General features: G+C 58.6%; 24 protein-coding genes and 1 tRNA gene. 11 read left to right on the plus strand and 14 right to left on the minus strand.

The features are described from left to right. Window positions 1-109: 109 nt before the first annotated feature. The 6 genes from AB5Z02_RS12085 to yqhD all read right to left on the minus strand — a co-directional run bounded on the left by AB5Z02_RS12085 (window position 110) and on the right by yqhD (window position 7,820). Window positions 110-1,411 (minus strand): serine dehydratase subunit alpha family protein, encoded by a 1,302-nt coding sequence (locus tag AB5Z02_RS12085; RefSeq protein ID WP_041234985.1) that lies wholly within the window; start codon window positions 1,409-1,411, stop codon window positions 110-112. A 21-nt stretch (window positions 1,412-1,432) separates the two neighbouring features. Next, window positions 1,433-2,101 (minus strand): transcriptional regulator, encoded by a 669-nt coding sequence (locus tag AB5Z02_RS12090; RefSeq protein WP_005357564.1) that lies wholly within the window; start codon window positions 2,099-2,101, stop codon window positions 1,433-1,435. Between the two features lie 147 nt (window positions 2,102-2,248). Further along, the gene (locus AB5Z02_RS12095) at window positions 2,249-3,028 is read right to left on the minus strand and encodes a substrate-binding periplasmic protein (protein WP_368216061.1); all 780 of its coding nucleotides are present in this window, start codon (window positions 3,026-3,028) and stop codon (window positions 2,249-2,251) included. Window positions 3,029-3,126: 98 nt separating this feature from the next. After that, on the minus strand, window positions 3,127-4,611 hold the full coding sequence (gene pntB, locus AB5Z02_RS12100) for a Re/Si-specific NAD(P)(+) transhydrogenase subunit beta (RefSeq protein ID WP_005339759.1): 1,485 nt from the start codon (window positions 4,609-4,611) through the stop codon (window positions 3,127-3,129). A gap of 11 nt (window positions 4,612-4,622) precedes the next feature. Further along, window positions 4,623-6,149, minus strand: a complete 1,527-nt coding sequence (gene pntA / locus AB5Z02_RS12105) for a Re/Si-specific NAD(P)(+) transhydrogenase subunit alpha (RefSeq protein ID WP_040070064.1) — start codon at window positions 6,147-6,149, stop codon at window positions 4,623-4,625. Between the two features lie 507 nt (window positions 6,150-6,656). Continuing rightward, complete coding sequence (gene yqhD, locus AB5Z02_RS12110; protein ID WP_368216062.1) at window positions 6,657-7,820, minus strand: alcohol dehydrogenase; 1,164 nt, start codon at window positions 7,818-7,820, stop codon at window positions 6,657-6,659. Between the two features lie 157 nt (window positions 7,821-7,977). On the opposite strand from yqhD, the gene AB5Z02_RS12115 reads away from it, so the two are divergent. Together AB5Z02_RS12115 and AB5Z02_RS12120 are read left to right on the plus strand one after the other, a co-directional pair. Beyond that, on the plus strand, window positions 7,978-8,880 hold the full coding sequence (locus AB5Z02_RS12115) for an AraC family transcriptional regulator (RefSeq protein ID WP_231721141.1): 903 nt from the start codon (window positions 7,978-7,980) through the stop codon (window positions 8,878-8,880). Window positions 8,881-8,897: 17 nt separating this feature from the next. Further along, entirely contained in the window at window positions 8,898-9,410 is a 513-nt protein-coding gene (locus tag AB5Z02_RS12120) for a lipocalin family protein (protein WP_005356301.1), read from the plus strand. A 65-nt stretch (window positions 9,411-9,475) separates the two neighbouring features. Here the strand turns inward: AB5Z02_RS12120 and AB5Z02_RS12125 are convergent, their stop codons facing one another. Both AB5Z02_RS12125 and AB5Z02_RS12130 read right to left on the minus strand, forming a co-directional pair. Further along, window positions 9,476-11,368, minus strand: a complete 1,893-nt coding sequence (locus AB5Z02_RS12125) for a methyl-accepting chemotaxis protein (RefSeq protein WP_128815732.1) — start codon at window positions 11,366-11,368, stop codon at window positions 9,476-9,478. Between the two features lie 207 nt (window positions 11,369-11,575). Further along, window positions 11,576-12,073, minus strand: a complete 498-nt coding sequence (locus tag AB5Z02_RS12130; RefSeq protein WP_005339743.1) for a lactoylglutathione lyase family protein — start codon at window positions 12,071-12,073, stop codon at window positions 11,576-11,578. A gap of 100 nt (window positions 12,074-12,173) precedes the next feature. Between AB5Z02_RS12130 and AB5Z02_RS12135 the strand changes: the two genes are divergently transcribed. Next, a complete protein-coding gene (locus AB5Z02_RS12135) occupies window positions 12,174-13,046 on the plus strand; it encodes a LysR family transcriptional regulator (protein ID WP_368216063.1) in 873 nt (290 codons plus the stop codon). Window positions 13,047-13,191: 145 nt separating this feature from the next. On the opposite strand, the gene AB5Z02_RS12140 is transcribed toward AB5Z02_RS12135, so the two are convergent. Beyond that, window positions 13,192-13,268, minus strand: a tRNA-Trp gene (locus AB5Z02_RS12140). A gap of 201 nt (window positions 13,269-13,469) precedes the next feature. On the opposite strand from AB5Z02_RS12140, the gene AB5Z02_RS12145 reads away from it, so the two are divergent. From AB5Z02_RS12145 to AB5Z02_RS12165, 5 genes are all read left to right on the plus strand, one after another. After that, window positions 13,470-14,012, plus strand: coding sequence for a hypothetical protein (locus AB5Z02_RS12145; protein ID WP_368216064.1), 543 nt, complete (start codon window positions 13,470-13,472; stop codon window positions 14,010-14,012). Window positions 14,013-14,111: 99 nt separating this feature from the next. Further along, complete coding sequence (locus tag AB5Z02_RS12150) at window positions 14,112-14,306, plus strand: hypothetical protein (RefSeq protein ID WP_133249581.1); 195 nt, start codon at window positions 14,112-14,114, stop codon at window positions 14,304-14,306. Next, window positions 14,287-15,207, plus strand: a complete 921-nt coding sequence (gene pyrB / locus AB5Z02_RS12155) for an aspartate carbamoyltransferase (protein WP_005339735.1) — start codon at window positions 14,287-14,289, stop codon at window positions 15,205-15,207. Before AB5Z02_RS12150 ends, pyrB begins: the two co-directional genes overlap by 20 nt. A 15-nt stretch (window positions 15,208-15,222) precedes the next feature. Further along, a complete protein-coding gene (gene pyrI / locus AB5Z02_RS12160) occupies window positions 15,223-15,687 on the plus strand; it encodes an aspartate carbamoyltransferase regulatory subunit (RefSeq protein ID WP_368216065.1) in 465 nt (154 codons plus the stop codon). Between the two features lie 200 nt (window positions 15,688-15,887). Continuing rightward, entirely contained in the window at window positions 15,888-16,379 is a 492-nt protein-coding gene (locus tag AB5Z02_RS12165) for an arginine repressor (RefSeq protein ID WP_005339728.1), read from the plus strand. Between the two features lie 130 nt (window positions 16,380-16,509). Here AB5Z02_RS12165 and AB5Z02_RS12170 read toward each other — a convergent pair whose 3' ends face one another. The 4 genes from AB5Z02_RS12170 to arcA all read right to left on the minus strand — a co-directional run bounded on the left by AB5Z02_RS12170 (window position 16,510) and on the right by arcA (window position 21,333). Next, entirely contained in the window at window positions 16,510-17,916 is a 1,407-nt protein-coding gene (locus AB5Z02_RS12170) for a YfcC family protein (RefSeq protein ID WP_005339725.1), read from the minus strand. A 123-nt stretch (window positions 17,917-18,039) separates the two neighbouring features. Further along, window positions 18,040-19,044 carry an ornithine carbamoyltransferase gene (gene argF / locus AB5Z02_RS12175; protein WP_005339721.1) on the minus strand — a complete coding sequence of 335 codons (1,005 nt, stop codon included), beginning with the start codon at window positions 19,042-19,044 and terminating at the stop codon, window positions 18,040-18,042. A 79-nt stretch (window positions 19,045-19,123) separates the two neighbouring features. Continuing rightward, window positions 19,124-20,050 (minus strand): carbamate kinase, encoded by a 927-nt coding sequence (gene arcC, locus AB5Z02_RS12180; protein ID WP_005339719.1) that lies wholly within the window; start codon window positions 20,048-20,050, stop codon window positions 19,124-19,126. A 62-nt stretch (window positions 20,051-20,112) separates the two neighbouring features. Continuing rightward, window positions 20,113-21,333, minus strand: a complete 1,221-nt coding sequence (arcA, locus tag AB5Z02_RS12185; RefSeq protein ID WP_005339718.1) for an arginine deiminase — start codon at window positions 21,331-21,333, stop codon at window positions 20,113-20,115. A 747-nt stretch (window positions 21,334-22,080) separates the two neighbouring features. On the opposite strand from arcA, the gene AB5Z02_RS12190 reads away from it, so the two are divergent. The 3 genes from AB5Z02_RS12190 to AB5Z02_RS12200 all read left to right on the plus strand — a co-directional run bounded on the left by AB5Z02_RS12190 (window position 22,081) and on the right by AB5Z02_RS12200 (window position 23,372). Further along, window positions 22,081-22,257 (plus strand): hypothetical protein, encoded by a 177-nt coding sequence (locus tag AB5Z02_RS12190; protein WP_005339717.1) that lies wholly within the window; start codon window positions 22,081-22,083, stop codon window positions 22,255-22,257. 97 nt (window positions 22,258-22,354) lie between these two features. Then, complete coding sequence (locus AB5Z02_RS12195; protein WP_005339716.1) at window positions 22,355-23,002, plus strand: AAA family ATPase; 648 nt, start codon at window positions 22,355-22,357, stop codon at window positions 23,000-23,002. Window position 23,003: 1 nt separating this feature from the next. Next, the gene (locus AB5Z02_RS12200; RefSeq protein ID WP_005339715.1) at window positions 23,004-23,372 is read left to right on the plus strand and encodes a hypothetical protein; all 369 of its coding nucleotides are present in this window, start codon (window positions 23,004-23,006) and stop codon (window positions 23,370-23,372) included. Between the two features lie 737 nt (window positions 23,373-24,109). Here AB5Z02_RS12200 and hemN read toward each other — a convergent pair. Continuing rightward, window positions 24,110-25,483 (minus strand): oxygen-independent coproporphyrinogen III oxidase, encoded by a 1,374-nt coding sequence (gene hemN / locus AB5Z02_RS12205; protein WP_368216066.1) that lies wholly within the window; start codon window positions 25,481-25,483, stop codon window positions 24,110-24,112. Window position 25,484 lies beyond the last annotated feature (1 nt).

The raw sequence follows: 25,484 nt of genomic DNA on the forward strand, positions 1-25,484 counted from the left end.
TTGCGCCCGAGAAACAAGAGCAAGCGCCATGCTTGCCCTGGCAACCGTGTCAGACGGTCTGCGCCGTCGTGACAAGAACAAGGGGGTCTATCGCCCCCTTGTCACAGATTCACTGCTTCTGCTGTTTCGCTCGCATGATGTTGATGATTTCGATGTCGGTATCCAGCATCCCCTCTTTGGAGAGGCGGCCCAGATTGGCGATGGTCTGGTCCACATCGTCGGAGACGATCCCTTCGCTCTGGGGGACATGCAGGTTGTTGATGGCCATCAGCGAAGACTTAACCGCCGCCGAGGTGGAGGTGGAGACCTTCATGGAGCAGGCGCTACCCGCGCCGTCGCAGATGATGCCGGAGACATCGCCAATCATGTTGTTGATGCAGTGGCTGATCTGCTGATACTGGCCACCCAGCAGCCAGGTGATGGCGGCACCGGCACCCATGGCGGCGGTACTGGCGGCGCAGAGGGCCGACAGCTTGTTCTGATAGGTCTTGATGTAGATGGCCACCAGATGGCTCATCACCAGTGCCCGGGTCAGCTGCTCGTCACTCGCCTTGAGGAAGCGGGCCGCCGCGACCACCGGCATGGTGGCGGCAATGCCCTGATTGCCAGAACCGGAGTTGGACATGGCGGGCAGCATGGCGCCATCCATCCGCGCATCGGAGGCAGCAGAGGAGAGGCGCATCGCTAGGGTCATCAGGTCATCGGAGAGCAGCTTGCGCTCCACCTGCTCGGTGAGGATCTTGCCGATCTTCAGGCCGTAGCCCTGTAACCCTTCGTCCGCCAGCGCCTGATTCATGGTGGCGGCCTCGCGGATAAAGTCGATCTCCGCCAGCGGCACTTCCAATGCAAAATCGACGATCTCCCGCAGGGTCATGGCCGGTTTGGCGGATTTGGCTGGCTGGATCTGCACGCCGGGGGCACTGGCCTGCTCCATCAGCACCTCGCCATCCTTCTCCATCAGGATGATGCGGGTGTGGTCGGTGCAGATCACCACCCGGGCACTGTGGCCTTCAACTTCGGCCAGCACCTCGGCGTAGAGCACATCCGGTACATCCTTCACATCCACCTTGATCACCGGCAGCAGCGCCTTGGCCGCTTCCACCTGTTCTGGTGTGAGGGTCTTGAGCACCTCCAGCCCAGCATCGGGATTGCCCCCTGTTATACCGACCGCAGCGGCTACCGGCAGGCCGATCATGCCGGTGCCCGGCACCCCGACTCCCATGCCGTTCTTGAACAGATTGCCACTGACCCAGACGCTGATGCGGGTCGGGGTCTCCCCCAGCAGCTTGCGGCAGTTGGCCGCCGCCAGCGCCACCGACATCGGCTCGGTACAGCCCAGGGCCGGCACCACTTCACGCTTGAGCAGGGTAATAAAGTCGGTCCATTGTGCTTTCATCGCAGTGTTTCTCATGTTCAGGGTGCCCGCAGGCAGTTATTGCTTGTTCAGATCCGCCTTGTGGTTACGGATATGCAGATAAACAGTATGACGGGAGATGCCGAGCATCCGGGCAACCAGCTGGGCCGCCTCCTTGATCTCGAAGATCCCCATGTCGAAGAGCCGGGTCACTATCTCCTTGTTGCGCACCGTGCAGGAGAGCGAATCATCCCGATCCACCTTCTCAATCACCTGAGTCACCAAATCATCCACCGAGCTGGCAAAGGTCTCGTTGTTGAGCGGCGCCGGTGCCGCGGGCAGCGCAAAAGTATCGAGCAGGCTGCCAAGGGAGGTATCCAGACTGAAGTTCACGCAGAGCATGCCGATGGGCTTGCCCTGCCGGTTGCTGATAGTGATGGAGGAGGACTTCATCAGCGTCCCGTCGCGGGTACGGCTGAAGTAGCTGCTCCACTGGCTGCCCGCCTCCCCCTGCAAGCGGTTGAGGGCAAAGTCGGTGACCGGCGCCCCCTCCCGACGACCGGTGACATGGCCGTTGGCAATCTTGATAACCGATGCATCCAGCGTATCGAACGCATGCAACACCACCTCGCACCCTGCGCCAAACAGCGCGGCCAGCGCCTCGACCGCGGGCTCAAAACTGGCGATCAGATGACGTTCTTCATCCGTTAACGAATTGATCTGGTCAGTGGTGGCTGCTGTGGACATATATGAGTAACTTTGAGTAAACCGCAGTTGATTCTACTATCAACAAGATCAACTAATGTTGAGCGGCATCCCCTTTTTGTTCGCCATTATGCCCACCTTTTAACAAAGTGCGACAAATTGTGAAGCGGCGCACAGCAGGGCGGCAACTCAGAGGTGATAGCGGGCCAGCAGTTGCTTGTAGGCGGGGGTCTGTTTGAACGCCTTGAGGGCAGAGGAGAAGCGGATAGCCAGCTGGTCGTGGCCGGGCTTGTGGGTAAACGCGAGGAAATTGCGGTTGTCGTCGGTCAGCAGGCGCGAGCCGTGGTTCACCTGATCCTGCAGCCCCTGGGTATGCAGCAAGTAGCGACCGACCCGCTCGTTGAGCACCACCCCGTCCAGCCGACCGGCCATCATCAGATGCAGCTGTTTGATGGCATTCCCCTCCCCCGTCATCGGCATCCGGATCACCCCGGGATCGGTCAGAAAATCGGGGCTGTAGGCATAATCTTCCTGAATACCTATCCGCAAACCCTTGAGGTCGGAGAGCTGCTTGAAATCCACCGGACGAACCGTCGGATAGAAGAGCACTTCACCGCTGTAAGAGAGCGGCTCTTCGGGGTAGTGGAGCCAATGCTGGCGGGAAGGTTCAAAGAATACGTCGACTACCGCATCCCCCTGCTTGAGACGGGCTTGCTGCAGAACCCGCTTCCAGGGCAGCACCCTGATTTCAGTGCGATAACCCATCTGACGCAACACGGTACAGGCCAGATCGAGATCGGCGCCGGCCAGCTCGCCATTGTCACCACGCATCACATAAGGGGGCCACAGTTCGGTCAGCAGCGTCAGAGTCGGCGGCTCGTTCGTCGCCACGGCCGAACCAGCACCAAACAGGGAGGCCAGCAGCCAGCCGTACAACCCGATCCTTCGCCAACCCTGATACCACATCATGGAGATCCCTCATGGTCCGTATGGATTGAGGATATACAAGGGATGAGCAATAAAAAAGGAGGCCGAAGCCTCCTTGATATTCACTCTCTGAATGGCACTTACAGTGCTTTCAGGATTGCCTCGACGCTGGCCTTGGCATCGCCAAACAGCATCTGGGTATTTTCCTTGAAGAACAGCGGGTTCTGGACACCGGCGTAGCCAGTGTTCATGGAACGCTTGAAGCCGATGACGTTCTGCGCTTTCCACACTTCCAGCACCGGCATACCGGCGATCGGGCTGCCCGGATCTTCCATCGCGGCCGGGTTAACGGTGTCGTTGGCACCGATCACCAGCACGGTATCGGTATCGGCGAAGTCGTCGTTGATCTCGTCCATTTCCAGCACGATGTCATACGGGACTTTCGCTTCCGCCAGCAGCACGTTCATGTGGCCAGGCAGACGACCGGCAACCGGGTGGATACCGAAGCGCACCTTGACGCCACGATCACGCAGCTTCTGGGTGATTTCAGCCACCGGATACTGGGCCTGCGCCACCGCCATGCCGTAGCCCGGGGTGATGATGACGGAGCTGGAGTTCTTCAGCAGGTCAGCCACTTCCTCGGCGCTGGTTTCGCGGTATTCGCCCATCTCCTGATCAGCCGTGGAGGCTACGCCGTCGGAGCCGAAGCCACCGGCGATCACGGAGATGAAGGAGCGGTTCATCGCCTTGCACATGATGTAAGAGAGGATCGCACCGGAGGAACCCACCAGGGCACCGGTGACGATCAGCAGGTCGTTGGAAAGCATGAAGCCCGCCGCCGCTGCCGCCCAACCGGAGTAGGAGTTCAGCATGGAGACTACCACCGGCATGTCTGCGCCACCAATGGAGGCAACCAGATGCCAGCCGAAGGCGAAGGCGATCAGGGTCATCACCAGCAGGGCGAAGGTAGAGCCGCCCGCGTTGACGAAGTAGACCATCAGCGCCAGAGAAGCGACCACGGCCAGCAGGTTCAGCTTGTGGCGGTGCGGCAGCATCAGTGGCTTGGAGGAGATGAGACCACGCAGTTTGCCGAAGGCAACCACGGAACCGGTAAAGGTTACGGCACCGATGAAGACGCCCAGGAAGATCTCGACCAGGTGGATGTTCAGCATGGCGCCGGTCAGGTGCTCGACCTGGGCAACGCTGTTGGCCTGCTCGAACGCCGCACGGGCGGCTGCCAGGGTGGCATCCAGGTTGGAACCGACGGAGACGACGACCTCAGCAGGTGCAGAGGGGTGCAGATCGATGAAGCTGTTGAAGCCCACCAGTACTGCAGCCATACCCACGAAGCTGTGCAGCACGGCCACCAGCTCGGGCATCTCGGTCATTTCGACCTTGAGTGCCAGACGCACGCCGATGGCACCGCCGATCACCATGGCCAGGATGATCCAGTGAACACCACTGGTCTCCGGGTTGAATACGGTGGCGAGCAGGGCGATAGCCATACCCGCGATACCGAACAGGTTGCCATGCTTGGCCGTTTCTTGCTTCGACAGTCCCGCGAGACTGAGGATGAAGAGCACGGCGGCAACGATATAGGATGCTGTTACCAGTCCTTGAGACACGTTAAACCCCCTTAATCCTTACGGAACATCTTCAGCATGCGCTGAGTGACGGTGAAGCCGCCGAAGATGTTGATACTGGCAATCAGCACGGCGATGAAGGCCAATGCGGTAACCAGAGTCGACCCTTGCCCGATCTGCAGCAGGGCACCGACCACGATAATGCCGGAGATGGCATTGGTGACCGACATCAGCGGCGTATGCAGGGCGTGCGATACGTTCCACACCACGTAGTAACCAACCACACAGGCCAGGATGAATACGGTGAAGTGGGAGAGGAAGGCTGCCGGGGCAACGGAGGCGATCCAGCCGAAGGCGGCGATGCCGAGGGCACCGAACACGAACTTCTTGTTGGAGGGCTTAGCCTCTTCCTTCTTGGCGGCCGGTTTGGCGGCTGCCGGTTTCTGCGGAGCGGCAGAGACGGAGATGGCGGGCGGCGGGAAGGTCACTTCACCGGCCTGGATCACCGTCATGTTGCGCTGAACCACGTCTTCGAAGTCGATGGCAACGTTGCCGTCCTTCTCCTTGCACATCAGCTTCATCAGGTTGACCAGGTTGGTACCGTAGAGCTGGGAGGATTGGGCAGGCAGACGACCCGGCAGATCGGTGTAACCAATCACCTTGACGCCGTTGGCGGTGACATGCAGCTCACCCGGCACTGTGTATTCACAGTTACCGCCAGCCTGAGCGGCCATGTCCACGATGACGGAGCCCGGCTTCATGCTGTCGACCATCTCTTTGGTGATCAGCTTGGGAGCCGGTTTGCCCGGGATCAGGGCGGTGGTGATGATGATGTCCACCTCTTTGGCCTGCTGGGCGAACAGCTCCATCTCGGCCTTGATGAACTCATCGGACATGACTTTGGCGTAACCATCGCTGGATGCGCCATCTTCGCCACCGAAGTCCAGCTTGAGGAATTCCCCACCCATGGATTCGATCTGCTCGGCCACTTCCAGACGGGTATCGAATGCACGCACGATGGCACCGAGGGAACCGGCCGTACCGATGGCAGCCAGACCGGCCACACCGGCACCGATCACCAGTACCTTAGCAGGCGGCACTTTACCGGCTGCGGTGATTTGACCGGTGAAGAAGCGACCGAACTGGTGCGCAGCTTCAACCACGGCGCGATAGCCACCGATGTTGGCCATGGAGGAGAGGGCATCGAGGGACTGGGCACGGGAGATCCGCGGCACCATATCCATCGCCATCACATTGATGTTGCGCTCGGACAGCTTCTTGACCAGCTCAGGGTTCTGGGCAGGCCAGATGAAGCTCACCAGAGTGGCGCCATCTTTAATTTGTGCGATCTCGGCATCGGTCGGCGCATTGACCTTGAAGATAAGGTCGGCTTGCCAGACATTCGGCACCACGCTGGCACCGGCAGCCTCGAAGGCGGCATCATCGAAGCTGGCCGACAGGCCTGCGCCGGTCTCGATGGCGACCTCGAAGCCGAGCTTTTTCAGCTGCTCGACGGTAGCCGGGGTCGCTGCGACCCGGGTCTCACCGGCGAGACTCTCTCTCGGTATTCCAATCTGCATGACTATTCCCTGATGGTTAATAAACAATCGCTGCCCAGTGTCTCACTTCTGACGAAACAAGACATGACCAAAGTGCAGGTCCAGGGCTCTTTGTTATGAAAATCAGTAGGCTTTACCTCAACCTCCTGTCATGGTCAGGCCCCCGCTTTTCAGGCGCGAAGGTGATTAGTATCAAATTTTGGAGTTTTATTACAACCGCAGTCCCGACGGCACTCGTACAGAATTCAGCCCATCCCTGGCTACGATTAAAAAAAACAAACCAAATTAGAGGCTTATACCAGTAAAAACGGCTGAAAAAAGTGATCCAACCAGTCAAAAAAAATGTTTTACCGGCCCTCTATCTTAGCGTTTTTTGTTCTTACGAAATCCGCTTTCGTCTCACTTCTCGCAGCAAAACGCCGAAAAGTAACATTTTCCCAACAAAAGCGGGGCCGCTTAGCCGCCATATGGCGGGAGAGGGCCCCGACAATTCAATCGTTTCGCCCGTTTGGCGCCGATTGGCGGCCCTTACCAGGCCGCTTCATAAATATGCTGGCTCTGCACCAGATCGATATCGCTGTGCTCGCCCAGACGGGTCATGCCGTGCTCACCCAGCTTGCCGATCAGGGTGTCGATACCCAGATCTTTCAGACCGTAGTCGCGCAGTCGGGTCTTGACTCCCATCCGCTCGAAGAAGTCGCGGGTCGCGGCGATGGCATCGTCGATGCGCTCCGCTTCGCTGCCGCTGTTCAGACCCCACACCCGCTCTGCGTATTGCAGCAGCTTGGCATGTTTCTGTTTGCGCTTGGCCTGCAGCAGGGCAGGCAGCACCACCGCCAGAGTCTGGGCGTGGTCGAGGCCGTGCAGGGCAGTCAGCTCGTGACCCAGCATGTGGGTGGCCCAGTCCTGTGGTACACCGGCACCGATCAGGCCGTTCAACGCCATGGTGGCGCTCCACATGATGTTGGCGCGTACCTCGTAGTTCTGCGGCTCGGCCAGCGCCTTGGGGCCCTCTTCGATCAGGGTCAGCAGCAAGCCTTCGGCGAAGCGATCCTGCACCTTGGCATTGACCGGATAGGTGAGGTACTGCTCCACGATGTGAACAAACGCATCCACCACCCCGTTCGCCACCTGACGCTCGGGCAGGGTGTAGGTGAGCACCGGATCCAGCACGGCGAAGCGCGGCATCACCAACGGCGAGAAGAAGTGCACCTTGTCGCCACTGCTGCGACGGGTGATGACGGCGCCCATGTTCATTTCGGAACCGGTCGCCGGCAGGGTCAGCACTGAGCCGAGCGGGATGGCGGAACGCACTTCGCTGCCGACGGTCTCGAGAATGTGCCAGGGATCCTTGGCCGGATCGTAGTGCGCGGCAGCGGCGATAAACTTGGTGCCATCGAGCACGGAACCACCGCCAACGGCGAGCAGGAAGTCGACCCGCTCGGCACGGGCCAGCTCCACGGCGCCCATCAGGGTCTCGTAGGCCGGGTTCGGTTCGATGCCGCCAAATTCAAACAGGGTCATGCCAGCCAGCTCGTTACGGATCTGCTCCAGCAGGCCGCTGCGTACCACGCTGCCGCCGCCATAGGTGATCATGACGCGGGCATCGCTCGGGAGCTGCTCGCGCAGCTGGGCGATCTGCCCTTGGCCGAACAGGATTTTGGTCGGGGTATGGAGAGTAAAGTTGTTCATCGACATTGCCTTCTTCTGATAGTCAGGGCGGCCTGGCCGCGAAATCGTGATTGCATTTTTCTCCAGAATCACACTACCATCAAGACAACATCCTGCTTGATTCTTGCCTATTTCTACAAAGCAGCAAAAACCGGAACTGTCGAATCAAAGAGCGCACATGCAAAACCGTTACAACGACCTCGCCGCCAGATTGACCCGCCACGTCACTGCACCCGGCATCACCCCATCACCGGTGAAACAGGTCAACCTCATCTATACCACCGAGCACCATGGCCGCACCCCGGTGCTCTACCAACCGCGGATGATCGTTATCCTGCAGGGACACAAGGTGGGTTATCTGGCGGATCAGGTGTTTCGCTACGACCCCAACCACTATCTGCTGATGACCCTGCCGCTGCCCTGCGAGTGCGAGTGCTTCGCCTCCCCCGAGCAGCCGCTTATCGGTTTTACCATCGAGATCGATCTGGTCACCCTGCAAGAGCTGCTGCTGGAGCTGGGCGATGCCTTGCCCGCCCCCGCGCCACAAAAGAGCGGTGTCCACTCGGTCCCCCTGTCGGAAACCATGTTCTGCGCCGCCGAGCGACTGATCGAGCTGATGGATAACCCGTTGCACGCCAGGGTGCTGGGGCCTCAGACGGTGCGGGAAATGCTGTTCCACGCCCTCACCGAGGGGGGCGGCCCGGCGCTGCAGGCGCTCGCCAATCGCCACAACCATGTGGGCCAGATCGCCCGGGTGCTGCGTATGATAGAGTCCCGTTATGCTGACAACCTCACCATGGAGGAGCTGGCGCGGGAGGTGAACATGAGCGTCTCCGCCTTTCACCACCACTTCAAGGCGGTCACTGCCACCTCGCCGCTGCAGTACATCAAGTCGTTTCGCCTGCACAAGGCGCGGATGATGATGCTGCACGACGGCATCAAGGCGGGCACCGCGGCGGCCAGAGTCGGTTACGAGAGCAACTCCCAGTTCAGCCGGGAGTACAAGCGCTTCTTCGGCAGCACGCCGACGGATCAGGCCTCCCGCTTCCGGGATGGCCAGCTTCGCATCATTGAGGGATAACAAGAGAGGGATTACTTATGCGTTCACTGCTTTGCCTGTTCACCGCTTTACTGCTGACGGCCTGTACCGGGATTGCCGACGGCATTCGCCCCGTTACCGGCTTCCAGCTCGATCGTTATCTCGGTACCTGGTACGAAATCGCCCGCCTCGACCACAGCTTCGAACGGGGGCTGGAGCAGGTGAGCGCCACCTACAGCCTGCGGGACGATGGCGGCGTCAAGGTGCTCAACCGCGGCAAGCAGAGCGATGGCAGCTGGCGCGAAGCCGAGGGCAAGGCCTACTTCGTCGGCAACCCGGACGAAGCGCGGCTCAAGGTGAGTTTCTTCGGCCCCTTCTACGGCGGCTACAACGTCATCGACCTCGACCCCGACTACCAGCTCTCGCTGGTGACCAGCTACAACCACGACTACCTCTGGATCCTCTCCCGCTCACCCAACCCACCCAAGGCAAAGGTGGATGCGCTGGTCGCCAAAGCGAAATCGCTGGGCTTTGCCACCGACCAGCTGATTTGGGTCAAGCAGACCCCTTAAGCCAGTCGTGAAATAACAAAGGGCAGCCCGCGGGCTGCCCTTTCTGTTGCTGGCGTGGCGGGATGTCAGAGCCGGAAGCGGCCGATCTCCTGCTCCAGCCGCTCGGTCAGCGACTTGAGCTCGGCCGCCTGCGCCGCCTCGCTGCCCGCCTGCTCGGCCAGCTCTTGCGAGACGTGGCGGATATTTTCGGTATTGCGGCTGATCTCGCCGGTCACCGAAGTCTGCTCCTCGGCCGCCGCGGCGATCTGGGTCGCCATGTCGCTGATGGAGCCGATCGCCTCGTTGATCCGGGCAAGGCTCTGGTTGGCCGCTTCCGCATCCTCGACGCTGGTACCCGCCAGCTGACGACTGGTCTCCATGCCACCCACGGCGCGACGGGTAGTCTGCTGCAGGGTCTCGATCATCTGCTGGATCTCGTCGGTGGAGTCGTGGGTACGGCGCGACAGCACCCGCACCTCGTCCGCCACCACCGCAAAACCACGGCCCTGCTCACCGGCCCGGGCCGCCTCGATGGCGGCGTTGAGCGCCAGCAGGTTGGTCTGCTCGGCGATGCCGCTGATGGTCGCCAGAATGCCGCTGATCTTCTGGGCATGGCTGTCGAGCTCATTGATGATCTGGCTGGCATCGGCCACTTCGTCCGCCAGACCGGTAATGCTGCGCTGACTCTGGCCAACCTGGGATTGACCGGCGACCGCCAGTGCGACCGCATCGGTGGCGGTAGTGGCGGCAAACTCGGCGTTACCGGCGATCTCCTGGGTAGCGGAGGCCATCTCGGTCACCGCGGTCGCCACCATCACGATCTCGTCCTGCTGCTGGCGCACCCGCTGACTGCGAGCCTGCGCCCCGGCCGCCTGGGCACGGGACTGGGCCGCCAGCTCGACGGTCACATCCCGCAACCGGCTGACGATGCCGTGCAGCCGCGCCACAAACTGGTTGAAGTTCTGTGCCAGCTGGCCCACCTCATCCTTGCTGTGGGTGTTGATGTGAACGGTGAGATCCCCCTCGCCGTGGGCAATGTCGTGCAAGGCGTGCGCGACCCGACCGAGATCGGCGAACAGGTATTTGAAGGTGGCGGTGAGCAGGGCGCTGAATACCAGCATCAGCACCAGAGTCAGCCCCACCAGCTCCCACAGCAGACTGCTGAGCGGAGCCTCCAGCACATCGCGATACATCACCATGGCCAGCAGCCAGTCGGTGCCCGGCACCGGTTGTACTGCCAGCAGCACATCCCGCCCGTCGAGGGTGGCGGCGTGCAGCTCGCTGTTTTCGCGGCCCCACTGCTGGAAGGTGGCGGCAGAGAGTCCCGGCGCCAGCTCGGCGATGGGCTTGAGCGCCAAATCCTTCTGCGGATGGCCGACGATGAGGCCGCTGCTGTCGAGCAGCATGGCGTAGCCCTCACCCTGCACCTTCATCGCCAGCACTTCGTCGATCAGCTTGTCGAGCGCCAGGTTGGCCCCCACGGCACCGACCAGCTCCCCCTGATGGCGTACCGGCTCGGAGAGGGTGACCACCAGCTTCTGCATGGTGACGCTGACATAGGGGGCTGTGACGATGAGCTGCCCCGCCTTCACCGCATCCTGATACCAGGGGCGCTCGCGTGGGTCATAGTTGCCGGTGTTGAGGGAGGGATCCTGCCGGGTCATCACCCCCTGCGCGGAGCCAAAATAGGTGAGCCCGAACCCACCGGAGGTGTAGGCCTGCTTCAGGTGCGGCACCAGCTCGGCTTGGGGGTTATCGCTGATCAGGTTGACCAGCGCATGGACGGTGTTCTTGCGATCCGTCATCCAGTCGCCGATGGCGACCGAGTAGGCGTGGCCATAGTTGACCGCCTCGCTCTGGATGGCGCTCATGGTGCGGGATTTTAGGGTGTGAAAGGCAACGATGCCGAGCAGTGATGCCATCAGCAGCACTACGCCAAGACTGGTGGCCAGCAGCTTGCCGCGCAGAGAGAGGGTCATGACGACGAATCCTTGTTGTTGTGTCAGGCAGGGAAAACCCTGATGTATCAAAGGCTATCGGCCGCAATATGAACAGACTTTAGTGAATCTGTATATTTTCCCATCTATCAACAACAGAACGCGCTATTCGTGTGAACCAGATCGCTATTCCATGCTACTGACTCTTGTAACAACAAAGCAGCAGGCCGCCCGAAGGCGGCCTGTCACTTACCCCTGATATGCACCGGCGGAGTAGGTCAGCTCATAGCTGTGGCTGTAGATCTCGACGATATTGCCGAAGGGATCTTCCATGTAGACCATGCGGTAGGGTTTCTCGCCCGGGTAGTACTCGCGCACTGGCATCCGCTGCTTGCCGCCCGCCGCGACGATGCGCGCCGCCAGCCCCTCGACATCCGGATCCTGCACGCTGAAGTGGAACACCCCGGTCTTCCAGAATTCGAAGTTGTTCTCACGGCGCTCGCTGTTGGGAAACTCGAACAGCTCGATGCCGATCTTGTCGCCGGTGGAGAGGTGAGCGATACGGAAAGAACCCCAACCCGGGCCGAACACGTCGTTGCACATCACGCCGATGGCGGAGTCATCCTCGGTGATGGTGGTCGCCGGCATGATGAGATACCAGCCCATCACCTTGGTATAGAACTCGACTGCCTTGTCGAGGTCAGTCACCGTGATGCCGATGTGGGAGAAGTTGCGTGGATAGGTCATAGGTCACCTTGAAATTGTGTGTGGGAAACAGGTGACATGATAGGAAGGGGCGACATAATGAAAAATAAGGTCAAACTAATGGAAGGCATAAATTAAATTTATGGTTAATCCGCTCTGGCTCCACACCCTGGTGGTGGTGCATGAAACCGGCAGTTTTACCCGCGCCGCCGAGCGGCTGGATCTCACTCAGGCCGCCGTCAGTCAGCATATCTCGCGCCTCGAGGCCGAATTTGGCCCCCTGCTGCTGCGCAAGCCCCGTCAGCTGGAGCTCACTCCGCGCGGGCTGGTGCTGCTCGACTTCGCCCGCCAGCAGGCGCAGGCCGCCGAACAGCTGCGAGCGCGCCTCTCTGACGATGACCCTCACCGCGGCGCCATCACCCTGTCCACCCCGGGCAGCATTGGTCTGCTGCTCTATCCCCTGCTGCTCGACCAGCAACAGGAGCACCCCGGACTCACCATCCATCACCGCTTCGCCCCCACCCCCGACATAGTGCAGGCGGTACTGGCGGGGCGCAGCGATCTGGGACTGGTGGATCAACCGCCTGAACACCCCAGCATCGCCGCCGAGCCCTTCGCCCGCGAACCCCTCTGCCTGGTGGTGCCCAACAATGGCGAGGAGCCGAGCTGGCTGCACCTCTGTCAGCTCGGCTTTATCGACCACCCGGATGGCCGCAGCATGGCACAACGCCTGCTGGGACGACGCTACCCCGGCCAGCGCGTTGACGAGATCCCGCTGCGCGGCTTTACCAACCAGATCGGCCTGATCCTGGAGCCGGTCGCCCGTGGCCTCGGCTTTACCGTGCTGCCCCGCTTCGCCGTCACCGCCTTTGCCCAGCAGGAGAAGATCCGGGTGATCCAGAGCAGCATTGAAGTGATCGACACCCTCTGGCTGATCTACCGCGCAGAGTGGCCACTCCCCGCCCGCCACCAGCGGCTGGTCACCGTCCTGAAACAGCGGGTTGCTGCACATTGAACACTCTTGCGGCAGACATCGAGATCAATCTGGCCACAGTCACCGGACTGCTAACAGCAAGATGGAGAAGAGAAAGGAGAGAGGGATAAATTGGCGAACTCCGGAAATGCGAAAGGCCAGCTCAATGAGCTGGCCTTTCTTAAAATGGCAGGGGCGGCAGGACTCGAACCCGCAACCATCGGTTTTGGAGACCGCTGTTCTACCAATTGGAACTACGCCCCTGCAACAAACGAGGCGTAGTATACAAAGTGGAGATCAAAGGTAAAGGCTTTTTTTACGCTTTCGATGCAATTGCACAAATCCCGAACAAGTCGCGGTTATTTGTGCAGCGAAGCGGGATAACTTGCTGTATTTGCAGCCCTGCCGGGGTAGGAATGGGACATAAATGGGGGTAGGGTGAAATCAGGTACCGGGAGGCCACTTATGCTCAATTACCGACTGCTCCAACAACTGGCGCCCCTCAACTTCAGGGATGAACGCAAAACAGAGTCCCTGCCCGCCTATCTTGAACGGGTCGCGCCGCTGGTGCCCTTTATTCCTGAAAATGTGCTTTCCCAGTGGATTTACCGTCATTGGCGCGGTTTTGAGTCCAACTGGAGCTTTATCGATCTCGCCAGCCATCAGTTCACCTGTGAAAGCTGGCCCACCGCGCAACTGTTGGATCAGGTGGACTCCCGCCATATGGAGGTGATCGAGCGCTGGGGAGAGATGCTGCGCAGCAACCGCTATGTGCGTCGCTCCTGGCTCGGCGAGAAGATGCTGAGCGAAGGCACCTGGCCCGAACCTGTCATCGTGCTGGTGCCGGAAGAGGGTTCAAGCTACCCGAACGGCCATCCCCTGCCCCGCCCCTACTGCCTGCTGGAAGGACACCACAGACTCGGTTATTTGCGCGCCATGGCCCGCGATGGGGAATCGCTGCAAGAGACGCACAAGGTGTGGATTTGTCGTCATGTTTCCGCCACTTAAACGTTTTTCATGCTGAAATTGGCATCGGAAATAAAATTTTGACAATTAAAAAAGCGGCCCTATAATCTGTCCGGTTTTGAAAAAGGTCGGGACGAAACGATGCAGTTTTTGATTCAGAAAACAGCCTTGCAGACGGGTGGTGCGCACCAGAGCGGCCCCGTTGTTTCCGGTTCCCACCCCAAAGATCCCCAGTTATTTTTAAAAAAAGCCCCTGTTTCAGGGGCTTTTTTTTGTGCCCGAAAAACCTCCAATGATGTCAAAGGGAATGCAGACGATGACCAATCCACTCTATAAGAAACATGTCATCTCCATTTCGGACCTGACCCGGTCAGAAATGGAACTGGTAGTCTCAACCGCACAACGGTTGAAGGCTGAACCTGACACCAGCCTGTTGAAAGACAAGCTGGTTGCCAGCTGCTTCTTCGAAGCCTCCACCCGCACCCGCCTCTCGTTCGAGACCGCGGTACAGCGCCTTGGCGGCAACATCATCGGCTTCGCCGACGGTGGCAACACCAGCGCCAAGAAGGGCGAGACGCTGGCTGACTCCATCAAGATCATCGGCTCCTACTCGGATGCGGTGGTGATGCGCCACCCGAAAGAGGGTGCGGCCCGTCTGGCCTCCGAATTCTCCCGCGTGCCGGTCATCAACGGCGGCGACGGCTCCAACCAGCATCCGAGCCAGACCCTGCTCGACCTGTTCACCATCCATGAGACCCAGGGTCGTCTGGACAACCTCAACGTCGCCTTCGTCGGTGACCTGAAATATGGCCGGACCGTGCACTCGCTGGCCCAGGCCCTCAGCCTGTTCAACTGCCGCTTCTTCTTCATCTCCCCGGAAGCGCTGGCGATGCCGGACTACATCTGCGAAGAGCTGGAAGAGAAGGGTATCCAGTTCAGCGTCCACCAGACCATGGAAGAGGTGATGCCGGAGCTGGACATTCTCTACATGACCCGCGTCCAGAAAGAGCGCTTCGACGAGACCGAATACAAGCACATGGCCGCCAAGTTCATTCTGGAGCTGGCGACTCTGGAAGGGGCCAAGCCCACCATGAAGATCCTGCATCCCCTGCCCCGCGTCGACGAGATCGATGTGGCGGTCGACAAGACTCCCCACGCTTGCTACTTCCAGCAGGCGGAGAACGGGGTCTATGCACGCCAGGCGCTGCTGGCACTGGTACTGAACGAAACTGTCTGAGCTTAGGGGAATATCATGTCTGACAAGAACCAACTGCAAGTCGAAGCCATCCGTCACGGCTCCGTCATCGATCACATCCCCGCTGGCCAGGGCATCAAGATCCTCAAGCTGTTCCAGCTGGTCGAAACCCAGGAGCGGATCACCGTCGGCTTCAACCTGAAATCCGGCGCGCTGGGCAAGAAGGATCTCATCAAGATTGAGAACACCCGCCTGACCGAGCAACAGGCCAACCAGCTGGCGCTGTTCGCCCCGAAAGCGACCGTCAACATCATCGAAGACTTCAATGTGGTGAAGAAGCACCAGCTGGATCTGCCGGAGTTCATCGCTGGGGTGTTCCACTGCCCCAACTCCAACTGCATCTCCCACAACGAGCCGGTAGACAGCTACTTCCGGGTGCGCGAAGTGAAAGGCGTGGTACGGATGAAGTGCAAATATTGCGAGAAGTCCTTCACTCAGGACATCGTCAGCGAGCGTGACTGATATCTGATTGGGCCCCGCGGGGCCCATTTTTGAACCCTGTCACATCACCAAATTTCCAGTCAGCTATAATTTGCCATCGCAAGATGGTAATGCCCGCTCATTCCCTGCATATAGGCTGATTATCAGTGTTTTTACCTGATAACTGACTGCTATGGCAGATATCGCGCGTTTACCTCCGGTCATCATCAAAGGAATTCGCCGTGGTCAAAACCCTCAGTCGTCCCGTTGCCCAAGAGCCCGATCTGGCCCAGCTGGATGCCTGTCGCCAGATCATCGGTCAGCACTGCTACAGCACCCAGGAAGAGATCCGTCGCGAGCTGTCGGAGCGCGGCTTTGCCGACATCAGCCAGTCCACCATCTCCCGCCTGCTGCGCCGCCTCGGCGTGGCCAAGGCCCAAAATGCCAACGGCAAGAAGGTCTACACCCTAGTCGATGAGCAGCTGGAACCCGCTGGCAGTACCCGCTCTATCCACGACATGGTGCGCGAAGTGGTACACAACCAGCAGATGGTGCTGATCCACACCACTCCGGGGGCCGCCACCGTGGTGGCTCGCCTGCTGGATCGCAACGCCAATCCCGAGATCATGGGCGCCGTCGCGGGCAATGACGTGGTGCTGGTCGCGCCGCGCCATATCAGCCGCACCCGTCAGGCCCACGCCGCCGTGGTGCGCACACTGGCGCAAGCCCGCTAACCCCTTTCATCGAATGCATCGAGGCGACCTGCGGGTCGCCTTTTTGTTGCCTGCGACTTTGTGCCCATCACTTCTTGCGCCCATAAAAAACGGGAGCCCGCAGGCTCCCGCTTCATCTTGCTTGCCATCCTCAGGAGAGCACGGCGCCCAGGCTCAGGCAGACCACGATCAGCACGGTCAGGATACCGAGCAACGGAGCCACCCACTTCAGCCAGCGCACATAAGGCACCTTGGCGATGGCCAGACCGCCCATGACCACGGCGGAGGTCGGGGTCACCAGATTCACCAGACCGGAGGCAGACTGGTAAGCAGTCACCACCAGATCGCGGCCCACGTTGGCGAAGTCGGCCAGCGGCGCCATGATCGGCATGGTCAGTACGGCCAGACCGGAGGAGGACGGCACCAGGAAAGAGAGCACCACTTCCAGCACGAACATCACGTTGATAAAGACGATGGTGGAGAGGCCGGTCACGATCCCTTCTGCACTGTGCAAAATGGTGTGAGTGATCATGCCGTTATCCATTACCACCACGATACCGCGGGCGATACCGATGATCAGCGCCACACCCAGCAGGTCACGGGCACCGTCGATAAAGTTGGAGGTCAACTCCTCCTCGCTCATGCGGGAGATGAGACCAACGATGATGGCGGCAGCCAGGAACACGCCGGAGATCTGCGCCATCCACCAGCCCAGCACGGCCACACCGTAGATCATCACGGCGAAGGCGGCGACGAAGATACCCAGCACGATTTTACGGGTCAGGGTGAACTCCAGCATCTGGTCGCTCTTGTTGCCAAGGAAGTGGGCACGGTTCTCTTCCCACTTGTCAGCCACCAGAGATTTGCTCGGATCGCTGCGCACCATCTTGGCGTAACGCATGACGTAGGCAACACAGAGCAGCCAACCGGCGACCAGCATGGCAACGCGCAGCCAGATACCGTCGGTGAAGGAGATACCGGCGGCGTTGGCCGCAATAACAGTCGCAAACGGGTTGATGGTGGAACCGAGAGTACCGATACCTGCACCCAGCAATACGGTTGCCGCTGCCACCACTGGGTCGAAGCGGGCGGCCATCATCACCGGCACCAGCAGGGTGTAGAAAGGCAGCGACTCTTCGGCCATGCCGTAGATGGTGCCGCCTGCGGCGAACAGCGCCATCAGGATCGGGATCATCCACTCTTCCCGGCCGCGCAGGCGGTCGGTCACACGTTCAATACCGGCATCGATGGCACCTGTCTTGGTCACTATGCCAAGAAAACCACCGATGATCAGGATAAAGAGGGAGACGTCGATGGCGCCTGCCTCATAGGTGTCGTGGTTGTAGAGGCCATCGATAGGTGCCAGCAGCACGTCGACGATCCCCTGGGGATTCCCCTCCACCAGTTTGTAGGTACCCGCCACCGGCACTTCTTTGCCGAGGGCTTCGTTCATGGTCATCTCATATTTGCCGGCCGGCACTATCCAGCTCAGGGCGGCCACCAGGGCGATCAGCACAAACAGTATCGTGTAGGCTGACGGGAACTTGAATTTGGTCATGGTCCAGCTTCCTTCTGTGGGTGTGGTATCCATGCAGGCTGCGGGTTGTAGGGTTAGAGGTATTATGCCGCTGTCACATGGTCGAAAAGCCGGGGGTCGCCCCCCGGCACCACTACTGCGACCTTAGTCGCCCAGCGTAGCAACCATCACTGCCTTGATGGTGTGCATCCGGTTTTCGGCCTCGTCGAACACGATGCTGTGCTCGGATTCGAACACGTCCTCGGTCACTTCCAGGCCTTTCATGCCATATTTATCAGCCACTTCCTTGCCCATGGTGGTCTCGTCGTTGTGGAACGCGGGCAGGCAGTGCATGAACTTCACATCCGGGTTCTTGGTGGCATTGATGACATCCATGTTGACCTGATACGGAGTCATCAGTTTGACACGCTGATCCCAAGCTTCTTTCGCTTCACCCATGGATACCCAGACGTCGGTGTAGAGGAAGTCCGCACCCAGCACACCCTCTTTCACATCTTCGGTCAGGGTGATGCGTGCGCCGGTCTCTTCGGCGATCAGGCGGCACTTGGCAACCAGCTCCTCTTCTGGCCAGAAGGCTTTCGGCGCGACCAGACGGATGTCCATGCCCATTTTGGCGGCGCCGACCATCAGGGAGTTACCCATGTTGTTGCGGGCATCACCCAGGTAGGCGAACTTGATTTGATCCAGACGCTTGCCCTTGCCGTGCTCCAGCATGGTCATGAAGTCGGCCAGGATCTGGGTCGGGTGAAACTCGTTTGTCAGGCCGTTCCAGACCGGGACTCCGGCGTAGGCGCCCAGCTCTTCGACGATCTCCTGACCGTAGCCGCGGTATTCGATACCGTCATACATGCGACCCAGTACCCGGGCGGTGTCCTTCATGGACTCCTTGTGACCGATCTGGGAACCGCTTGGGCCAAGGTAGGAGACTTGCGCGCCCTGGTCGAAGGCCGCCACTTCAAACGCACAACGGGTACGGGTGGAGGTCTTCTCGAAAATCAGGGCGATGTTCTTGCCGACCAGATGCTTGCGCTCGTAGCCACCGTATTTGGCTTTTTTCAGGTCGATGGCCAGGTCGATCATGTATTGGATTTCGCGCGGGGTGAAGTCCAGCAGTTTCAGGAAGTTACGGTTACGCAGATTAAAAGCCATGATGAGTTCTCTCTATATATGTTTCAGACCAGTTCGGGCAGTAGTGTTGACTACGCATTCTCAGTACAGATATCGGTAATTACGCATGTACGGTGCGGGTGGCGACGATATTGGTGCCGGCTTCACCCTTGAGGATGGCAAGACCATCTTCCAGCGAGCCGATGCCAACCATGCCGCCGGTCGCTTTGACAAATTCACAGGAGGCTTCGACTTTCGGTCCCATGGAACCTGCATCGAACTTGACCCCGGCCAGCTCGTCCGGGCTGGTGACTCGCAGCGGACGCTGGGTCGGTTTGCCCCAATCCAGATAGACGGCATCGGCATCAGTCAGGATCAGCAGGGCGTCGGCCTTGATCTGCTTGGCCAGATAGGCGGCAGACATGTCTTTGTCGATGACGGCTTCGATACCGGTCAGACTCTGGCCATCCCAAGTCACCGGGATACCGCCACCACCGGTACAGATGATGAGGTGGCCCTGGGCAATCAGGGTTTCGATGGCATCGCCTTCGACGATGCGCTGGGGCAGCGGGGATGGCACTACGCGGCGGAAGAACTTGCCGTCAGCCTTGACCACCCAGTGCTTCTCTTCTGCCAGGGTGCGGGCTTCTGCCTCTTCGTAGACGGGGCCGATAAATTTGGTCGGGTTGGCGAATGCCGGATCCTTGGGATCGACCTGCACCTGAGTCAGCAGCGCGGTGACGTTGCGGCTCGGCATCAGGTTTTTCAGCTCCTGGATCAGCATGTAGCCGATCATGCCCTGGGACTCGGCACCCAGCACATCCAGCGGATAGGGGGATACCTTGGTGTAGGCGCTGTTCTGCAGGGCCAGCAGGCCGACTTGCGGGCCGTTGCCATGCACCAGCACCACGTTGTACTCCTGAGCGATCAGGGCGATGGTCTTGGCGGCAGTTGCAATGTTCTTGCGCTGGATATCCGCTTCCAGTGGCTCACCACGACGGAGCAGTGCATTGCCACCCAGAGCGACGACGACAGTTGGTTTTTTCATAGTGGTTAATCTCGAGTTTGGTTCTGTGTGGCGCCAGCTTCTGCCGGCGCCACGCCGTCTCATCAGATGCTGTCGCGTTCCATCGGGCAGCTCATGCAGCGGGCGCCGCCGCGGCCACGGCCCAGTTCATCACCCGGGATGGAGAGAACTGTGATACCGGCTTTGTCATACTTCTCGTTGGTGTAGGTATTGCGCTCGTAACCCACCACCACGCCGGGACGTACGGTCAGTACGTTGTTGGCGTCGTTCCACTGCTCGCGTTCGGCTTCGAAGCTGTCACCGCCAGTGGTGATGATCTTCAGCTGATCGACGCCCAGTGCTTTCTCGATAGCGGTGACGAAGTAACCCTCTTCCTTGATGTTCATGCCGGTGGCGCCGCCCGGAGTCAGGCTCCAGCACTGCACATCCTTGCGGATCACTTCCGGATAGACGGAGAAGGTGTCGATATCCATGTGGGTCATGACGGTATCCAGGTGCATGCAGCTGCGGTGTTTCGGCAGCTCCATGGCGATGACCTGCTTGGCCTGACCATGTTTGAACAGGCTGCGAGCCAGATGCTCGACCCCTTGCGGGGTAGTGCGCTCGGACATGCCGATCAGCACAGCGCCGCGGCCGATAACCAGTACGTCGCCACCTTCGATAGTGGAGTTGTCGTAGTCACGCTCCTCGTCACCGAAGTACTTGATGAAGTCCTGGCCGGCAAACATCGGGTGCCAGCGGTAGATGGCCTTCACATGGTTGGTTTCGCGGCGACGAGCCGGCTTGGCCATCGGGTTGATGGAGACGCCGCCATAAACCCAGCAGGAGGTGTCACGGGTAAAGAGGTGGTTGGGCAGCGGCTCAATGATGAAATCGGTCGGAGCGTGCATGCCCACTACCATGTTGACACCGCTGTAGGGCATCTCGGAGTAAGTCAGGCCGCCGGAGAGAATGCGGGCCAGTTCGCGGTGCGGCATGTCAGCCAGGAAGCAGCGCACGTCGTTGGCAAAAGAAGAGCCGAGGCGGTAGTCGGAGACCTGATGTTGCAACAGCCAAGTTTTGGCTTCCGGCACATCCAGGGTTTCGGCCAGCAGATTGGTCAGCAGGAAAACTTCGACATTCTGATCGCGCAGTACCTGAGCGAATTTGTCGTGCTCCTGACCGGCGCGTTCAACAGACAGGACGTCATCGAACAGCAGATCCTGGCAGTTGGAAGGAGTCAGACGCTTCAGACTGAGGTTGGGGCGGTGCAACATGACACGGCGCAATTGGCCAACTTCAGAACCTACATAAAATTTGCTCATGATTATATTCCGTCTAGCAGTGGTCCCTGCGAGTGATTGAATAGATTCCTTCTATTCATGCTCGTGGCTAAGGCGGGATATTCTTTATGTAGGGTAATCGGCTTATGTTCTATCCTGCCCTTGCCTTTCGAGACCGAGGTTAGCCCTGCGAATCACGACAAACTTAGACATTGATCACATTCACTCAGAACTGAATATATTCACCGTCCAATCTATGACCCCGGTAGCAAATTGCGCATTTTCCACACAAAGCTCACCGAATAACCATGCAAAACCACCCCGCTATATTTCAGGTTGATTCATTTTTTATTCATGCCAGTTCACTGGGACGATTAAATGCAAATAACAAAAACCGTTAAAAATCATTACAATAAGCAATATTACAAATATAATTTGAATATTACTCCCTAGGTATTGAATACATCGCCGTGACGGGAGGAATGCGGGAGAAATAAATACTCACATCGACCACATTCACTGCATAAATCTTTTCTTGTTCCAGATCATGGCATTGATGCCAACCCCATCAGGCTCAGCCCCATAAGTCACCACCTCTTTGTGCAGTTCAACTTAATATGCACAAAGTCCGCATCAAGGTGGGCAACCATCCTCGTCGGTCACCACAACGCCTTTTGATACTTTTTTCATTAATTGAATTTATTCGTCTCACCTTGCGCTGGCGCCAACCTCGACTTAACTCAGAAAGTGATCCAGATCACACAGGAATGGCACTACCAAGGAGTTGTTATGAAGATGAAACCCATGCTGTTGCTCGCGACTTTGCTGCTCTCTGCGCTCCCCACCCTCAGCCAGGCTGAAGGAGCCCCTGCCATGCCCATGGTGGTATGCCATGTCGACAAGGCCCCTCAAATGCTGGTGCCTGACTATGTCTGCCGCTGGCAGGGAGGCAGCGTTCATTACTAGTCGAAACAACGAGAGGAGCATCACTCCTCTCGCCTTGTGATGAGACAGGCCCCTCCTATACTGAAATCAGCGGTTTTCTCATGGATAGGGGAACGTCATGATCTTGTTGGTCGGTGGAGAGAAGGGGGGGAGTGGCAAGAGCTGCTTGGCACAAAATCTGGCGGTCTACCTCAGATCCCAATTTCAGGGGGAGGTGTTACTGGTCGACTGCGACCCGCAGCGCACCACCTCTGACTGGATTCAGGAGCGCAACGACAACCCGGAGCTACCACAAATCAACTGCGTGCAGCTCTATGGCAATATTCGCAACGACTTGCTCAGCCTGAAAAACCGCTACGACTACGTCATCGTCGATTGCGGCGGGCAAGACAACCGGGCACTGCGCTCCACCATGGCTGTCGCCACCCACGCCTTGATCCCCTTGCGCCCGAAACGCCGTGACCTCAAGACCCTGCCCCATATGGAAGATCTCATCACCACCTGCAAGATGGTCAACCCGACCCTCAATGCAGCAGTAGTGCTGACCCAGTGCCCCGCCCTGCCCAATCAGGTAAAACGCATTCTCGAAGCGAAAGAGGTTTGCTCCTCGTTCGGTGTCGACGTCCTGAACGCCATCACCTATGGCCGCAACGTCTATGACGACAGCGAAGAGAAGGGACTGTCGGTGATGGAGATCGAGCCGGATGGCAAATCCGCCGAAGAGATCCGGGCCATCGCCAAAGAGTTCCTGCAAGTGGGGGTGTGAGATGGGTCTGGCCGATCTGAAGAAAAAGCACCAGCTGCATCACCAGAAGAAGTTCACCGTCGACGAATTTATCGAAGATGCGGAGTTCTACGCCAAGGGCAAGCCCAAGGTGGTCAGCCTTGAACTGGGCCTGCATCGTGACGAGGCGTTGTCGGCGCTGGCCTTTATCGAGAGTGGCGAGCACCTGAAGCCCAGCTACAAAAAGGCTACCTTCTCCATGAGCACAGTGGCCATCGACGAGCTGGGTAATCTGACCCAGCAAGATGGCATGAACAAGTCCCTGTTGCTACGCCTCTTTACCCACTACTTCTCTTCGCTGACTCCTGAGGAGCGCCAGACCATCTATGAGCGGCTCAACCAGCGCTCATAATTTCTCCATTCAGCCGCTCTTTGTGTGCCTCGCCAACTCACCCCGAATGACCATCATCAGACTGCAACATCTGTTTCTGAAGCAACCAAAACGCCGTGTAAGAGATTTGCCATTCCAGATGTAAGCCAACGGCCGAAAAGATCCCCGAGATAATCGGAAGATAAGATCTTAAAACATGAAGATGATAAACTTAACTAGTTGTTTATAAATGAATAAATCGAAACACGCCACTTTCGAAATAGCTAATAACAAAAACGTTTTCCAATCTAGCGTTGTAGCCGGTTAGAAAATCCTTATAGTTAATCATGCACGGACGCAATGAAGTCGGTCAGGAAGACTGGCTGCCAGGGTTGGGCAAATGGACTCACCACAGGATGTGGTAAAGGACACCTCCCAGGACGGAGAAAGTGCGACGGGACAGGATGACTCGTCAGGCCAAGATGGCTAAAGGACACCCCAAAGGATTGGGAAGGGGAAACCTAAAGGAAGAGGTAAACAGTCAGGGATTGCAGGGAGCAACTTCGTTCAAGGATCTGAGCGATACGACTACCGGGGGCGACGCAAGTCGCCCCCATCTTTTTATCTGCATTTCACCGTCCCCTTACTTGGCTCTCAATTACTTGCCTCAGCGCAGAGACTTCTTACCAGAACCTTCCCGACCCGCTGCTTAAGCAAAAATACATATGAAAGGGGCGCCACGATGGCGCCCTTCTCTGTTTTCTAATCGGCAAACAAGCTTATATCACGCGAGAGAACTGCTGCTGACGCGCCTTGTTGCGCAAGTACACGTCGAAACACATGCAGATATTGCGGATCAGCAGCTGCCCCGTGGAGGAGACCTCCAGACCATCCTCCGTCATACGCACCAATCCATCGTTGATGAAGGTCTGCAGCAGCTTGAGATCGTCAGCAAAATACTCTCTGAAATTGAGCCCGTGCGCCTGTTCGACAGCGGCAAAGTTCAGACGGAAATCACAGATGAGCCGCTTGATCACCTCACGGCGGATCAGGTCATCCTGATTGAGCGAGCAGCCTTTCCACTGGGCATGACCCAGCTCTGCAACCTGTGCGTAATACGCCTTGAGCTCTTTCTGGTTCTGGGAGTAGGCATCACCGATCATGCTGATGGAGGAGACACCCAGCCCCAGCAGATCGCAATCACCCTGAGTGGTATAGCCCTGGAAGTTGCGGTGCAGCTTGCCCTCGCGCTGCGCCACTGCCAGCTCGTCATCGGGTTTGGCAAAATGGTCCATACCGATGAACTGGTAACCCTGACCGGTGAGGAAGGCGATGGTGTCCTGCAGCATGGCCAGTTTCTCCTGCGGCGCAGGCATATCCATCTCTTTCAACTTGCGCTGGGCGGCAAAGCGGCTCGGCAGATGGGCATAGTTGAAGATGGAGAGGCGCGCCGGATCCGTCTTGAGCACCTCTTCCAGCGTATGGTGGAAGCTGGCACGATCCTGATGCGGCAGGCCATAGATAAGGTCGAGGTTGGTCGAGCGGAAGCCAAGTTCACGGGCCCGCTCCAACATGGCTTTAATAAAGTCGTTGTCCTGCTCGCGGTTGACCGCAACCTGCACATCCTTGTTGAAGTCCTGCACCCCAAGGCTGATGCGGTTGAAGCCGACGTCTCGCAGCACATCCAGCATGGTAATGGCAATCTCGCGCGGATCGACCTCGATGCTGAACTCCCCCTCTTCGGCGAAATGGAAGTGCTCACGCAGCATGGCCATCAGGCGGCGCGTTTGCGCTTCATCCAGATAGGTGGGTGTACCGCCACCCCAGTGCAGCTGGGTGACCATACGGTGCTTGAAGAGCGGGGCTTGCGCCTTGATCTCCTGCTCCAGGTAGTCGAGGTACTCGTCAGCCTTGTGCTGATGGCGGGTAATGACCTTGTTGCAGCCGCAGTAGTAGCAGAGCTTGTGACAGAAAGGGATGTGCACGTAGAGCGACAGATTGCGCTCGGGATACTGGCTGGCAGCGCGGACAAAATCCGGATAGCCGAAGCTCTCGTTAAACTCCAGCGCAGTGGGATAAGAGGTGTATCGCGGGCCACTGTAGTTATATTTTTCGATCAGGGCCTGATCCCACACAATCTGTTCTGCTTGCACG

This window comes from Aeromonas sp. R2-3 (assembly GCF_040908375.1).
In the GTDB taxonomy this organism is placed as follows: Bacteria; Pseudomonadota; Gammaproteobacteria; order Enterobacterales; family Aeromonadaceae; genus Aeromonas; species Aeromonas veronii.